The sequence below is a fragment of the Flavobacterium sp. GW821-FHT11G01 genome (assembly GCF_058808175.1).
This window is the reverse complement of the sequence record NZ_JBXARK010000029.1, coordinates 1-917: the sequence shown is the minus strand read 5'-3', so window position 1 is coordinate 917 and position 917 is coordinate 1. Positions and strand designations below refer to the sequence as shown.

General features: G+C 35.9%; 1 protein-coding gene. It reads right to left on the bottom strand.

Features of this window, described 5'->3' with window-relative positions:
* Positions 1–917 (bottom strand): amino acid adenylation domain-containing protein (locus tag AC1RRN_RS21430; RefSeq protein ID WP_492969254.1); only part of this gene is annotated, 917 nt, incomplete at both ends.

Below are 917 nucleotides of genomic sequence, written 5' to 3'. Positions count from 1 at the left end.
AGCACCTTGTCATCCCCGCTAGCCTTAACTGCTACAACAACCTGTTTTACTGATGATGAATATTCCAAAACAGCACTTTCAATCTCTCCAAGCTCGATTCGAAAACCTCTAATCTTAACCTGGTCATCCTTCCTGCCTAGATACTCTAATTCACCATTTCCTAAGATCTTTACTTTATCTCCCGAACGATATAATCGTTCACCTTTCTTAAATGGGTTATTTATAAATCTCTCAAGTGTTAAATCATCCCTGTTCAGATAACCTCTGGCAACTCCTTCACCTCCAACAAAAAGCTCACCTGCTACTCCAATAGGGGATAGATTTTGGTTTTCGTCAAAAACATAACAACTTAAGGTAGGTATTGGTCTACCAATATTACTTACGTTATTGTCCATCTCTAAATTTGTAATTTCCTTGTAGGTAACATGCACCGTTGTTTCTGTAATTCCGTACATGTTTACAAGTTTTACCTTAGGATATTTTTCACTCCAATCTGCCAGCTTTCCAGGACTTAAGGCCTCCCCGCCAAATATTACATAACGTAAATCAAGATCTGCTGAGATTCCTTTTAAATCTTCACTAGATATATTATAAAAATTTGAAGGAGTTTGATTTAATATTGTGACTTTTTCCTTATTTAATAAAGAAAGAAATGCTGTAGGATCCTTTGCTGTAAGTAATGGAACAATTATTAATTTACCTCCGTTTAATAATGCACCATACATTTCCCATACGGAGAAATCAAAACAATAAGAATGGAACATACTCCAAACATCATTTGAGTTAAAATCAAATAACGATTGATCAGTAATCAATAATCGAACGACATTTCTGTGCTCTACCATCACTCCCTTTGGATTACCTGTAGTTCCAGAGGTGTAGATCACATAAGCCAAATCATCCGGCTTGTTGATCTT